The following is a 12,923-nucleotide window of genomic DNA, read 5'->3' on the forward strand; positions in this document are numbered from 1 at the left end:
TGGGGTTGGAAAAACGGAGGTCGAGGCGTTCAGGTCTGCAGCGAGCAGGTACAACCTGCGAATGACGTTCGCCTCGAAAACCGGTTCTTACCTTGCCGAGGTCGACGTCAGTATCTGGCCCGTGACGGGTCAGCGCCTCATGCGCGTGTCGACAGACGGTCCGTTTCTCTTCGTACGCGTGCCCCCCGGGTCATACAGGATCGAGGTTCATTTGCGCTCGCAGAGTAAGCGGCTCAGCTGGGCCGTTCGTCCATTCACGTGCGCGTAAAGCATGATGGTGAACTGGAGCTGCCAGTCAGATAGAGGGTTCTGGCGGACTGCCTGGCGTGTGCAGCTTGTCGGCCACACACCACGGCAGGAGCTCGTCGATGCGATTGATTTTGTGATCGGCGATATGGGTTAGCACGTAGTCGAGGTAGGCACGCGGATCGATGTCATTCAGTCTGCAAGTGCCAATCAATGCGTACATCGCGGCTGCCCGTTCGCCGCCGCTGTCTGAGCCGGTGAATAAAAAATTTTTCCGGCCCAGGCTTACACAACGCAGCGCGTTCTCCGCGATGTTGTTGTCAATCTCTAGCGTCCCGTCTTCGCAGTACAACGTCAGTGCGCTCCACTGGTTCAGCGTGTAGTTGATCGCCTTGGCCGTATCGGACTTCGACGACAGCGTTTCGAGCTTTGCCCTGAGCCACGCTTCGTAGATTTGAAGCAGAGGTCTGGCTTTCTCCTGCCGTATTCGCAGCCGAACGGCTGCGGGCCTACCGCGAATGGAGGCCTCGATGTCGTAGAGCCCGCCAATATATTCGAGTGCCTTTTGTGTCGTGTCAGATGGCGTGCGCACGTGGATGTCGTAGAACTTTCTCCTCGCGTGGGCATGGCATGCCGCCTCGCGTATCGAGCCGTCGCGGAACAATTCATCGAAGCCCGCGTAGGCGTCCGCTTGCAGAATTCCTTTGAAGCTGCCGAGATGGGTTTGAGGGTGGATGCCTTGCCGGTTCGGCGAGTACGCGAACCAGACCGAAGCCGGTTGCGTCGAGCCCGAGCGATGATCGTCTCGCACGTAGACCCACAGCCGGCCGGTGCGGGTCTTCCTGTTGCCCGGTGAGAGCACCGGGATCGGCGTGTCATCCGCGTGCAGCTTGGTAGCGGCCACGGTATAGCGGCGCAGCGCCTCTGTTAGCGGGGCGCACAGCGCCTCACACTGGCCAACCCAGCGCCCCATACTGGCCCGGTCAAGCGTCACGCCGTCGCGCGCCGCGATCGCCGATTGCCGGTACAACGGCTGGTGGTCTGCATACTTCGAGACGAGGATATCTGCCAGCAAGCTCGGATGGGCGATGCTCCGCTCGATCGGCAGCCCAGGCATCGGCGGCTGCGTGATCGTGCTGCAGCACGGGCAAACCAGTTTGCGCCGGATCGTGCGAATGACCTTGAACGCCGCTGCAACCCGGGCGAGTTGTTCGGAGGAGTCCTCGCCGAGCGCCCGCAATGGTTGACCGCAATCCGGGCAGCTTGATTCAGGCTCGAGCACATGATCCTGGCGCGGCAGATGCGCGGGAAGCGCTTGCCTGGAAGCCGCTTCGTCCGTCGTTGTGTTTGAGGTGGACGCATTTGCACCGAGGGCCTGCGCACGCTGCACATCCACAACGCCGCGCCCGGCGGCCAGATCCTCAAGTTGAGTCTCGAGCGTCTCGATTTGCCGCTGCAGCTGCTCGGACTTGCGACCGAACTGCATGCGCCTGAGCTTGTCGATCTGCGCCTTGAGCTGCTCAATCTCGACATCGCGTTCGGCAAGCAGACTACGGGCCTCGACCAGCAAGGCCTTCAGCAGTTCGATATCGTCAGGGAGATCGGCGCCGTTCGACATGCGCCGTAGTTTACGAGTCTGCCGCGCGGTTTACAACATCGATAATGCAGCAGTACGGCGGGGCTGCCGCCAGTCGATGCCCTCAAGCAGCATCGACAGTTGTGCGGAGCTCAGATGGACCTTGCCACCGTCAGCCTTGGGCCATATAAAACGGCCTCGTTCAAGCCGCTTCGCGAGCAGCCAGATTCCGTCCTCCGTAGCCCAGAGAATCTTCACCAGATCGCCCCGACGCCCCCGGAAGATGTAGACGTTGCCGCCCAGCGGATTCTCCTCAAGCGCGGTTTGCACCTTCGCTGCCAACCCCTGGAACCCGCATCGCATATCAGTGACGCCCGCAGCGAGCCAGATGCGCGTGCCTGCCGGTAGGGAGATCATAAGCGCAGACTGCCCAGCACGATCCGCAGCATATCGGCATCGACCTGACCGTCTACTTTAACCACCGCACGACCTATCCGGATCTCGATCGTGCCGACAGGTGGTTCAGGCTTCGCGCTCTGCACTTGCACTTCTGCGGGGGCTGATGCGATAACCTCCGTCGGCATGTCGCTTAGCAGTACGACCGGAATAAGCCCGGCAGATCGAGCTTGCTGATCGGCCAGATATCGCCGCCGCCAGGTGAACAGCATGTTCGCGTTAATGCCATTCTCCCGCGCCAGCTTTGCGACTGATACGCCCGGCTCACAAGCGGCCGCTGCCAGTCGCTCACGAAGCTCGCGGGGGTAATTCGGGCGCCCCGTTCGTGTACCCGGCTTCTTCTCTGCAGACTGTGTCAAAGTGATGCCCATCAGATCGGAAATGATGGACATCACTTTGATGTCGCCCTCAGCCGCAGTCTATAACGGCCGGAACGAGCCGCTTACCTCGCAGAGCGAGATGCGTACGGTTCAGGTCCCAGCGAGTGGCAGCACCGAGGTGATCTTTCATCTGGAAGATCCCGACGAGTGTGGAGTCATCAAAGTTTGCGCTCGGCACGGATGATCGGAAAGTGACATTGCTACTGAGATGAAGCGCTGAACGGGAAGGTATCGTCATGGACAACTCGAAATCGGGCCGCAGCGCGAACAGTCCGCTCAAGATGCTCATCGCTGTAGACCATTCTGAAGCGTCGCTATGCGCGGTGAGGTTCGCGTGCGAACTGGCGCCGACCGACAGTGCTATCCGCATCGTAAGTGTCGTGCTGCTCGCGCAATCGATCTTGCCCCCGGGAGACGCCACGACGACCGTACTGGATTCGATACATGATGACTTGGCGCGGGACGCCACGCAGGCGCTTTCCTCGGCCAGTGAGATTTGCATGCGGGCAGGCATTCGACCTGAAACCGCGATTATTGACCTTTCCGTACAGGGTACCGATGTCGTCTACGCGATTCTCGACGCCGCCGCATCGTGGCATGCGGACCTCATCGTCGTTGGGGCGCACCAGCATCACTTGCTCGTCCGCTGGCTGGAGGGAAATGTGTCGGAGGCGTTGGTCAGATTTTGCGCGCGTCCGATGCTCATTGTGCCGCAATGCAGCGCTGAGGCGCCGCGTCGTCCGGACCGGATTCTTTTCGCCGTGGGATCCGTTGCTGACGCGCAGAAGTGCCTTCGATACGGCATGCGCTTCGCAACAACCGCTTCCTGTTTGCGAGCCGTGCACGCAGTTGGTCGAAGCGTTGCATGGCCTGGCGAACGGCGGGAGTCAATTGGCGAAGAGAGCGCGATGGTATTGGAGGCCGCGAGACAGATTCTGGAAGGTTTCTCCAGACGTACGACAACAGGCACGATTGGTCCGTCGGAAACGAGCGACGACGTTGCGAATGCCATTGTTAGCGAAGCGGTTAAATGGGGTGCGGATCTGCTGGTCATGGGCACGCACAGTATGCACGGCCTTAAACGGTTCGCATTCGGCAGTGTTGCCCACCGGGTTTTACACATCACTCGAACACCGCTGCTTCTCGTCAATATGGAATCCTGATATTTCGCGAGCAAAGCGGGATAACCACCCAGCTATGGCGATGCATTGGCATGCGTGTTCCCGAGCCGTTAACTGTCGATCGGCGGTACCAGCAAGAGCGGAACCGATGTCAATCTCAGCGTCCTTTCAGCGACACTTCCAAGCAGCCACCGTGTCAGGCCGCGTCGCCCGTGGGTCCCAAGGAGAACGAGTTGCGCCTTCCAGTGCCGCGCGTCCCGGTCAATTGCATGCGCCACGTCGTCGTACGTGCTCCTGGTCTTGATAAGCGCCGTCTCCACTATCCGTTCATTTTGCTGATTGCACGCGGCAAGTTCGTCGCCCGCCACCTTGAGGGCAACCTGGCCGCTCTTCATCAGCGAGTCTTCAAGCTGCTCTTCGAACGGCCCGGTCCCCGGTGCAAGCAGTCGATCAACGACGTAAATGACGCGCCAATCCGAGCGTGGCGCCACGAGTCTGGAACCTGCACGCAAGGCGTTCAGCGATGCGTCGCTCCCGTCGGTCGCGAACAGGATCCTCGAAGGCAGCCCATCCTGGACACCTTCATATTCGACCGGGATGATCAGGATCGGTGCGTGAAGCAGCCGGCTGAGCGGCGCAGATACCTCGCCTTCCACCCAGCGCAGCAGGGCCCGTTGATGACGCGCTCCAATCACAACGAGATCGGGTGACCATTGCGATACCGCTTCGGCGAGCGCGTGGACAAGGTCGCCACCGACCTTACAAAGGTCGACGAGCTGCCCCTCAACTTGCGCGCCGCATCCGTCCAGTTTGGCTTGAGCGGCTTTGATGGCCGCCTCTGCATCAAGTCTCAATTCATCGCGCGCCGCCTGCAGCTGCGCTCCAGCTCACCCGCCGAGGGGCACAAGCGTGCGTGGATTCTCCGCTACGGATACCACGCGCACGGTAGCACCCTCATGCACGAACTGCCGCATGTACCGCAGCGCTGCGGCAGAGGCCGGCGTGGAGTCCACAGCGACCATGATCCTCGTGAAGGGGGACGGTGCGTCCATGGTGGATTGCGGAGTCATGTCGGGCCTCACGATCGATACGGGATGTCGATTTGTATGCTGCCGTCAATCTGTCTGCAGCAGTTGACTCAAATCAACCCGCTCTGCGGCGGTGCCATCAAGCTGTGTCAAGGCAGGAAACATGCAACTTCTCAAAAAATCCCGGCGGAAAATTGGCTCTTCCCTGGCCTCGGCGTGCGGGTTGAAAACGCCCGGCACAGGAATCGGAACAACAATGCAATTCCAGCTGGCTTTAAGCTTGGCCTTTGCTTTGTGCGGCTTCGTGTGTTGCTCGCGACGGCGAAAACTCGCCTGCCGGACGTGGGAGAATCGCCCCGTGTAACGTCGCTCAAAAACGCGCGAACCTACGTCGTAGTCAATTCGCATGGGCATAAGCGATTTACGCGGGACATGAATCCCTGCTTGCGAGTACGAGATATTCGACGAGCTCGTGATATGTCTCGTCAATGTGCTGGGTGGCCTGATCGATGATCTGCAGTTTTCCTCGCGCGCAAAGGGCGCGCACCGACATACGGTTCTGGGTCAATGTGCCCGTCTTGTCGACGCACAGTACGGAAGTCTGGCCAAGGGTCTCGATCGCGCTCATGCGGCGCGTCAGCACGCCTTCGTTAGCGATGCGACGAGCGCCCAGCGCCATAAACACGGTCAGTATCACCGGAATTTCTTCAGGAAGAATTCCCATGGTGAGCGTTATGCCAGCAAGCACTCCCGCCAGGAGCCTGCCATTCGGCACGCTCGAAATCATCATCGACGAACGGGAGATCCACGTCGCCATCGCGCTTTGGGCACGGCGCGCCTGTACTGCGTGTACAACTTCAATACCTACGAAAAGCATTTCAAGGAAGTCATCAATGCGTTGATGGGCGGAACGGGTATATTTGCATTCCTTACGATCTGACTGTCCTTTGGCCTGTCCGGCCTGACCGCCTCCAATCACCACGACATCGACGTGCGCAGGCATGGGTTTCCATCCGTTCTTCTAGCTCGACTGCGACAGGCCGCCCTGGGCATTCACGGTTAACGCCGCAATCAGTTCGGCCTTCACCAGCAGCGCCTCCGGAATCACCTCGTAGCTCGCGCCCTCGACCTCGACGGTACGGCATTCGGAGTCACCGCAGACGGAGCAGCAACGGCTACTGCAGACCGTGCCGTTCAGCCATGCTTCCATCGGCTTGCCGGCAATCCAGATGCGATTGGATCCGCTGGGGTCGTCTGGAAGGTCGCCTCGTCGATTTCACGCGTTTCCAGGACCGGCTCGATGCCGAGCGGCATCAGGATCTCGCGGAGTTGCCGGATTGCCCGGTTCACTTCGTCGCCAGTGCCCGCGCAACGCGGGCTGGTCTTGCCGCTGGAGACGAGTCGTTGCCACAGAACCGGAAGCACTTTCATGGCGTTACGCTTTCGAAACACTACATGTCTGTCCGCGACGTGATCACCTGGGTTCAGGCCGGCGTCCCCGGCAGGCGCCTCGGCAAGCCGCGGAATCAGCGCGGCCCGTGGCGCCAGGACAACCGCAACCCGGCGAGAAAGGCGCCATGCTCACGTCCGGCCTGAGGCAAAGAGGCTCTACTGATGAGGTCACAGCGTCAGCGTGCCGGAAAGGTGCCTGGGCACGATCGCCTTGAGGCTGGAAACATATTCGTTGACGAATGCTTCATCGACGCCACGACAGAGCCGATTGGCCATCCGCGCATCGAAAATCTCACGGACTGATGCCGCGAACGTCGGCGAATTTTCTACAGTCGGCATGGTTGCCTGGAGTACGGTCATCATCGCGTCCGCCTGAGCCTGCATGAGATTGATCCGTTTCCAAAGTCCGTCGATTTCCCGATCGATATCTTTCAAGTCAGCCTCCCTACCCTGTCGCCCATGCTGCGGCTCGTTCCCATCATCACGTCAGCCTGCCCGCCGGCGAGGGAACGCGCATTGACACAGGTCAAGATGAATCGAACTCGCCCGGGCATCATGAAAGGCCGTCTGGTGCAAGAGCCAGACGCGTCATCGCGACGAGGCCCAGCCACGCACCGTTTCGATGCAATGAGGCGCCGGCAGACAATGGGCACGTACGCAGTGTCGAGGCGCATCTCATGAAGTCCGTCACGATAGCCCCCTATGTCTCGAATCAGTCGACGACAAGATGGTTGTCGACGCTGACGAGAACCATTGGCAACAAAATCGCTACATTGAACGTGAAGAAATACGGGGCGGTGTTTAATACCCTCGCACCCCCGAACCGCATTCTCCGGCACGATCCGCCGTGCCACGTGATTCACGCGTCATTCCTGTCAGGAGCAAAGTCATGAGCAATGTCGAAGTCGTCTTGTGCAACCCGGTCCGCACCGCGATAGGCACCTATGGAGGCACGCTCAAGGACATGCCGGCGCCGACACTGGGCGCTGCCGTTATCCGCGAAAGCCTCAGGCGCGCCGGATTGCCGGCCGACAAGGTGCAGTCGCTCGTCATGGGAAACGTCATTCAGGCAGGCGTGAAGATGAATCCGGCGCGACAGGCCGGTATCAGCGGCGGCTTGCCGGTCGCTGTTCCCGCGCTCACGGTTAACCGCGTCTGCGGGTCGGGCGCGCAGGCGATCGCCAGCGCGGCAACCGAAATCTGGGCCGGCATGATCGATTGCGCGATCGCAGGCGGCATGGAAAACATGGACCGTAGCCCCTACCTGCTGCCGCAGGGGCGCTGGGGCGCCCGGATGGGCGATGTGACGCTGTTTGACAGCATGCTGCTGGACGGGCTCAACGACGCCTTCAGCGGTCAGCATTCGGGCTGGCATACCGAAGATCTTGTGAGTCAGTGCGGCGTCTCCCGGGAAGACCAGGATCGCTGGGCGCTGCGCTCGCAGCAACGCTTCGCGCAAGCCCAGGCCGCCGGGCTGTTCGATGCCGAGATCGCGCCGCTGGAGGTGCCCGGTCGCAAGGGTCCGACGATCTTTGGCCGCGACGAACACAATCGGCCGGACACCAGCGCTGAATCGCTTGCCAGGCTTAAACCGGCGTTTCGCAAGGACGGCACCATCACCGCCGGCAATGCGCCCGGCCTGAACAGCGGGGCCGCTGCGACGCTTGTCGCCGAACGTGGCTGGGCCGAGCGCAATGGCCTGACGCCGATGGCGCGGCTGGTCAGTTATGGCGTAGGGGCCGTGGAACCGGGCTTGTTCGGCCTCGGACCGATTCCCGCCGTGCGCCAGGCCCTCACGCGCGCGGGTTGGTCCGTGGCAGAGGTAGACCGCGTGGAGATCAACGAGGCGTTCGCGTCGATCGCACTGGCGTGTCTAAGAGAGTTGGGATTCGCGGAGGACGTTGTGAATGTGGAAGGCGGGGCGATTGCGCACGGTCATCCGATCGGCGCGAGCGGTGCGGTACTGACCACCCGGTTGCTGCACCAGATGCAGCGTGGCGGAGGCCGACGCGGCATCGTGACGCTGTGCATCGGCGGGGGACAGGGCATAGCGCTGGCGCTCGAGACCTTGTGATACGCGTAGTGGTTATGCAAGATGATTCGAGGTCAATCGGAATGGGGAAGCACATGCCATCACGGCTCGCATTGCTGGATGCACCGACCAGGTACTTGTTCTTCACCGGAAAGGGTGGCGTTGGAAAGACTTCGGTTTCCACCGCCGCGTCCATCGCGCTGGCCGACGCCGGCAAAAGGGTCTTATTGGTCAGCACCGATGCAGCGTCCAACCTGGATGAAATGCTCGGTATTGAATTGACCAATAGCCCGGTCTCCGTTCCGGGTGTGGTCGGCATGTTCGTCCTGAATATCGACCCGGACGTCGCAGCTGAGAACTATCGCGCGCGCGTCGTCGAACAGATGAGCCCCGAGGCAAGTGCCGAGGAAATTGCGACGGTGCGAGAACAGCTGTCCGGTGCCTGCACCACCGAGATCGCCACTTTTGACGAGTTTTCCAGCTTACTTTCTCATGGTGGTTCCCACTTTGATCATGTGGTATTCGACACAGCCCCCACTGGTCACACGCTGCGGTTGTTGAGCCTGCCCAAAGCGTGGAGCGGGTTCCTCGAAGGCAATGACCGGGGTGCATCCTGTCTGGGACCGCATTCCGGCTTGAAAATGCAGGAGAAACTCTTCAATCAGGCGCTGGCAGCGCTTAACGACGCGAGTATGACAACCGTCGTGCTGGTCGCTCGCCCTGAAACCGGCGCATTGGAAGAAGCCGCGCGTACGTCGCTCGAGCTGCGAGAGCTGGGGCTGGTAAATCAGCGTCTGGTCGTGAACGCCGTCTTTCAGGCGAGCCACTCCAATGACCGCATTGGCGACGCATTCGATGCCTTGGGAAAGAAGGCTCTCGCAGCCATGCCCGAACCGCTGCGGCAGCTTCCTGCGGATTATGTGCCTCTGCGCGCGGTGGACTCGGTGGGCTTGCCTGCGCTCCGCGCCCTCCTGGACCCGGAATCGACCTACGTAAGCGATACGCCTCGAGGGGTGCCCACGCACTTTGCGCATCACACCATGTCGGAATTGGTCAAGGAACTGGCCCACGCCAAGCGTGGGCTGATCATGGTCATGGGCAAAGGCGGCGTCGGCAAGACAACTATCGCGTCGGCTATTGCGCTGGGGCTCGTTCGCAGCGGAAAGTCGGTGCATCTGAGCACTACTGATCCAGCAGCGCATCTGGCGATGACCTTCCGGGGAGATGTGCCGGGGCTCACGCTGGGGCGCATCGATCCGAAAGTGGAAACCCGGAAGTATGTGGACAAGATCGTGGCTGCGCGCGCGCCCCAAATGACAGAGGACGAGAAGGCGCTACTCATCGAGGACCTACGGTCTCCCTGTACTGAAGAGGTCGCCGTGTTCCATGCCTTCTCGCATGTCGTATCTCAGGCTGGCAGTTCATTCGTGGTACTCGATACCGCTCCGACCGGCCACTCCTTGTTGCTGATGGACGCCGCGGGCGCCTACCATCGTCAGATGATGCGCTCGTTTGAGGACAAGGCGGCCGGTCGCATCGTGACCCCATTGATGCGATTGCAGGATGCCAGTTACACCAGGATCATCCTGGTCACATTGCCAGAAACAACGCCGGTGTCACAGGCAGCGGCATTACAGGAAGATCTCCGCAGGGCCGGTATCGAACCATTTGCATGGGTGGTCAACCGGTCATTGCTGGCCACGGACACCGAGGATCCTGTGTTGCGGGCGCGTTTGGGTAGCGAACGACAGCAGCTGGAGCGGGTGTCAACGCTGTCGAAACACGGGGTCTACGTGATTCCATGGCGAGCCGATCCACCGGTGGGAATCACTGCGCTTGAAGAGCTTCTTGCCGGCGATTGACGCCCGACGCTGCCTTGGAAGCAGCCGTTCAGTTGCCAAGCCAGTGCCCGAAGCGCATAGCGAGCGACGGCGTGGCGCTGCCGAGCGGCCGCGGCTCAAAAGAAGCAATCGTGGCAAGCCCACTCTGCTGCATGCAGTAGATGGCGAACCGCCGCTGATTGTGGTCACTCATCGAACCGTTGCTGCCTGCGCGAGCGCCGCGCAGTCTTTTGGGCACCGTTTGCTGCCGACGGCTGGTTGCCTGGCAGAAAGTGGGGGTCCGGCAATATAACCACGAGATGCTGTTGGCGGAGCTGCGTCGTCGCTGACAACTCGATATGGCGCGTGCCATCGTCGACAGTTCTTCGATTCGCGCGATGGCAGCGGGAAAAAATCAGGCCCCAACCCCACGGGCCGGCGCAAGCTCGGCAGCAAGCACCACATCATCGTCGACGGGCAAGACATCCCGCTCGCGGTCATCCTGACTGGTGCGAATGTTCACGATGTTACCCAACTCGATGCCCTGATAGACGCGATTCCCTGCGTGCGCGGCAAGCGCGGGCGCCCGTTGCACAAGCCAAAAATCGTGCAAGGCGACCGTGGCTAGAGTTCTGACGCGCACCGCCGCCGCTTGCGTGAGCGTGGCATCACTCCTTTACTTGCCAGGCTGCGTGCACCGCACGGTAGCGGTCTGGATAAAACGCGTTGGGTCGTCGAGCGTTCGATTGCCTGATTGCATTGCTTTAGACGAATCGATACCTGGTAGTATTGAATCATACGGACTTCGGGCGATCGCGATGGTTAAGGCGCCTGAATTAAGGCGGCCCGCGGACCGCTTCGTTCTTCGCCGCTGCCTTGTTGAATTCGTCGTCTCAGCATCGAAAAGGAGTGCTGGAGCCTTGACGGTTCGGATTTTACATCGCGATGAACGGCGTTTCCTGTAAGTTGTGAACCCAATCTCCATCCGGCGAAGAACGGCAGGTCGTATGACGCGACCAGGCTGCCGTGGCTGGCGCGGAGTTTGAACAAGCTGTGGCGGCGCCCTGTCCCGATCTGCGCGGGTCAGTGATCCGGTACACGAGCGATTTATCTGCGCGGCAGAGTAGCTGCTGTACGTCATCGTGATTGCCACGCAATGCCACAACGTACGCCCGTTGAGTTCATCTCGAGGGCGCGCTTCGGGACTTCAGGCTGGCTACCGTCCAATGCACCGCTCCTACCCCTGCACGGTTTACTCGTCGTTTAAGGCTGCTTTAAGTCTTGCTTCATAGCCTATTTCAGGCCTCGACGACGGAGTCCCTTTTTCCGAACTGTCACCCAGTTGCAACCGCAAGTTCAGTTGAAGGCATCGTCAGCGTTTCGCATAAGGCAGGGAGAGCGCGAAACGTGCTGAGTGCGCTGGTCCAGAAGTGATTAACGGAGCTGGGGGGTGCCGACCATTGATACCTGTCAAGGGCCGGTGCTTTGGACCCGGTATGTGACGGGTTCATTTTTCTCTTGTCGACATATATTCATGCGAACATGCGTGCTGGCCTTCAAGAGTGCTGTTCACCAACTATCGTTGGCAAACCGGCGGGCGAATACTGTCCGCGCTTCTCGCGGCGCAGACCTGCACATCGCTCCATGCTTTGTGATGCAGCGCTTCAACTCTCATCCCCCTATTTCGTGGTTGACAGACATGTTGGCGTCACATGAAAGCGTTCCTTAGTCACCATGAGATCGCCATGCTGCTTGTCGTGCTGAGTTCGACAGGGCAATTTGTTCCCGTCGATCCCGATCTCCTGAGCCTTCAACAGGAGCGTCTCATAGAAATAGACGCCGCTAGTTCTGACGGGACTGGGTATCGCGTCACGCCTGAAGGAATTGAACTGATATAACGTCTCGGTCATAAGGAATGATCCGACATAGACACGGCGCAGTTTTGTATCATCAGGACACCGTCGTCCTGACGGTACCCATGGCCTTCCAATGTTTACGGGCACTTACTACAAACACTAATCGATAAAATCAATATCGTTCCTGATCGGCAAGTTCTGACGAGCCGGTATCAAACATTTTTGTCGGTAGGACTCGGACTTGCCTACTTCCGGAAATGAACGCGATCGCACATCGCATCTATCGATTAGCACGCACTTCACGCGTGTCATCAGGTTGTTTTAAGTCTCGTTTAATCCACCCCACCTAGATTGGAAACACGAAGATGCCGTGAGCAGGAACGGTATGTCGTTCCGATCGCGCATCAGAAAAGCAATGCCGCGTCATCGATGCTTTCACGGTCGCGGTGGAGATCACTATGAACTCATTCACTAAGACAGGTATTCTTGCCATCATGCTCGTTGTCTCGCAGTCCGCGAATGTCGCGTTTGCCGCGACGTCAAGCCTGCCGCCGATTCAGCATCAAGGCAACGTCGTCTATCTGTCGGGCGGTATCGGCATTGACCAGTCAACCGCGCTCAAGGACGAGATGCACAACTACCCGCTGGTGCTCGAATTCGCCGGCAAGACACGCCAAGGGAATGAGTACCTCGCGGACGTCCCGGTGCGTATCACCGACATGCATGGCACGACATTGCTGAATGTCACTTCTCACGGCCCATTTATGCTGGCCTCGCTGCCGAATGGACGCTACAAGGTGACCGTCAGCTATGAGGGCCAAACGCAGCAGCGCGTGGTCGATATTATGCCTTCGACGCATATACGCACACTGTTCCTGTGGCCAGCGCAAACGCCGCCCGCGGACGGGAGCGAGACATGAACGCAAACGCTGCCCCCCCCATCAAGAAGACGCACT

At 59.9% G+C, this 12,923-nt stretch carries 11 protein-coding genes and 3 pseudogenes; 5 read left to right on the forward strand and 9 right to left on the reverse strand.

Going from position 1 to position 12,923, the window contains the following annotated elements; translation table 11 throughout:
• Positions 1-295: 295 nt before the first annotated feature.
• Genes tnpC through tnpA form a run of 3 tightly spaced genes read right to left on the reverse strand, consistent with a single transcriptional unit; the run spans position 296 to position 2,670 of the window.
• Entirely contained in the window at positions 296-1,864 is a 1,569-nt protein-coding gene (tnpC, locus tag BBA01S_RS34225) for an IS66 family transposase (RefSeq protein ID WP_027820363.1), read from the reverse strand.
• 30 nt (positions 1,865-1,894) lie between these two features.
• A complete protein-coding gene (tnpB, locus tag BBA01S_RS34230; protein WP_027820364.1) occupies positions 1,895-2,239 on the reverse strand; it encodes an IS66 family insertion sequence element accessory protein TnpB in 345 nt (114 codons plus the stop codon).
• Positions 2,236-2,670: an IS66-like element accessory protein TnpA gene (tnpA, locus tag BBA01S_RS34235; protein WP_042298367.1), complete on the reverse strand. Its 435-nt coding sequence runs from the start codon at positions 2,668-2,670 to the stop codon at positions 2,236-2,238. The genes tnpB and tnpA overlap by 4 nt, the downstream gene beginning before the upstream one ends.
• Positions 2,671-2,894: 224 nt before the next feature.
• Here tnpA and BBA01S_RS34240 point away from each other — a divergent pair, with 224 nt between their 5' ends.
• Entirely contained in the window at positions 2,895-3,821 is a 927-nt protein-coding gene (locus BBA01S_RS34240) for a universal stress protein (RefSeq protein ID WP_027820366.1), read from the forward strand.
• A 68-nt stretch (positions 3,822-3,889) separates the two neighbouring features.
• Here BBA01S_RS34240 and BBA01S_RS44060 read toward each other — a convergent pair whose 3' ends face one another.
• The 5 genes and pseudogenes from BBA01S_RS44060 to BBA01S_RS34270 all read right to left on the reverse strand — a co-directional run bounded on the left by BBA01S_RS44060 (position 3,890) and on the right by BBA01S_RS34270 (position 6,694).
• Positions 3,890-4,633: a universal stress protein gene (locus BBA01S_RS44060; protein WP_052392021.1), complete on the reverse strand. Its 744-nt coding sequence runs from the start codon at positions 4,631-4,633 to the stop codon at positions 3,890-3,892.
• 261 nt (positions 4,634-4,894) lie between these two features.
• The gene (locus BBA01S_RS47215) at positions 4,895-5,215 is read right to left on the reverse strand and encodes a hypothetical protein (protein WP_156966180.1); all 321 of its coding nucleotides are present in this window, start codon (positions 5,213-5,215) and stop codon (positions 4,895-4,897) included.
• Positions 5,216-5,249: 34 nt separating this feature from the next.
• Positions 5,250-5,576, reverse strand: a pseudogene (locus BBA01S_RS34255) (cation-translocating P-type ATPase); the annotation flags it as partial.
• 252 nt (positions 5,577-5,828) lie between these two features.
• Positions 5,829-6,238, reverse strand: a pseudogene (locus BBA01S_RS48685) (DUF2703 domain-containing protein).
• Between the two features lie 189 nt (positions 6,239-6,427).
• Complete coding sequence (locus BBA01S_RS34270) at positions 6,428-6,694, reverse strand: hypothetical protein (protein ID WP_042298369.1); 267 nt, start codon at positions 6,692-6,694, stop codon at positions 6,428-6,430.
• Between the two features lie 454 nt (positions 6,695-7,148).
• Here BBA01S_RS34270 and BBA01S_RS34280 point away from each other — a divergent pair, with 454 nt between their 5' ends.
• Complete coding sequence (locus BBA01S_RS34280; RefSeq protein ID WP_027820370.1) at positions 7,149-8,333, forward strand: thiolase family protein; 1,185 nt, start codon at positions 7,149-7,151, stop codon at positions 8,331-8,333.
• Positions 8,334-8,386: 53 nt separating this feature from the next.
• Positions 8,387-10,153, forward strand: a complete 1,767-nt coding sequence (gene arsA / locus BBA01S_RS34285) for an arsenical pump-driving ATPase (protein ID WP_027820371.1) — start codon at positions 8,387-8,389, stop codon at positions 10,151-10,153.
• Positions 10,154-10,181: 28 nt separating this feature from the next.
• On the opposite strand, the gene BBA01S_RS47700 is transcribed toward arsA, so the two are convergent.
• Positions 10,182-10,325 (reverse strand): hypothetical protein, encoded by a 144-nt coding sequence (locus BBA01S_RS47700; RefSeq protein WP_167336073.1) that lies wholly within the window; start codon positions 10,323-10,325, stop codon positions 10,182-10,184.
• Between BBA01S_RS47700 and BBA01S_RS46280 the strand changes: the two are divergent.
• Positions 10,312-10,862, forward strand: a pseudogene (locus BBA01S_RS46280) (transposase); the annotation flags it as partial. The gene BBA01S_RS47700 and the pseudogene BBA01S_RS46280 sit on opposite strands and share 14 nt — an antisense overlap.
• A gap of 1,563 nt (positions 10,863-12,425) precedes the next feature.
• Complete coding sequence (locus BBA01S_RS34305) at positions 12,426-12,887, forward strand: carboxypeptidase-like regulatory domain-containing protein (RefSeq protein WP_027820373.1); 462 nt, start codon at positions 12,426-12,428, stop codon at positions 12,885-12,887.
• Positions 12,888-12,923: the final 36 nt, after the last annotated feature.

Origin of the sequence: Paraburkholderia bannensis NBRC 103871, assembly GCF_000685015.1 — a bacterium.
Lineage (GTDB): Bacteria > Pseudomonadota > Gammaproteobacteria > Burkholderiales > Burkholderiaceae > Paraburkholderia > Paraburkholderia bannensis.

Coding starts and splice junctions, on each gene's coding strand:
- tnpB (WP_027820364.1), bottom strand. CDS start 2,239: ATGATCTCCCTACCGGCAGGCACGCGCATCTGGCTCGCTGCGGGCGTC.
- BBA01S_RS47700 (WP_167336073.1), bottom strand. CDS start 10,325: ATGAGTGACCACAATCAGCGGCGGTTCGCCATCTACTGCATGCAGCAG.
- BBA01S_RS34240 (WP_027820366.1), top strand. CDS start 2,895: ATGGACAACTCGAAATCGGGCCGCAGCGCGAACAGTCCGCTCAAGATG.
- arsA (WP_027820371.1), top strand. CDS start 8,387: ATGCCATCACGGCTCGCATTGCTGGATGCACCGACCAGGTACTTGTTC.
- BBA01S_RS34305 (WP_027820373.1), top strand. CDS start 12,426: ATGAACTCATTCACTAAGACAGGTATTCTTGCCATCATGCTCGTTGTC.
- tnpC (WP_027820363.1), bottom strand. CDS start 1,864: ATGTCGAACGGCGCCGATCTCCCTGACGATATCGAACTGCTGAAGGCC.
- tnpA (WP_042298367.1), bottom strand. CDS start 2,670: ATGTCCATCATTTCCGATCTGATGGGCATCACTTTGACACAGTCTGCA.
- BBA01S_RS47215 (WP_156966180.1), bottom strand. CDS start 5,215: ATGCGAATTGACTACGACGTAGGTTCGCGCGTTTTTGAGCGACGTTAC.
- BBA01S_RS34280 (WP_027820370.1), top strand. CDS start 7,149: ATGAGCAATGTCGAAGTCGTCTTGTGCAACCCGGTCCGCACCGCGATA.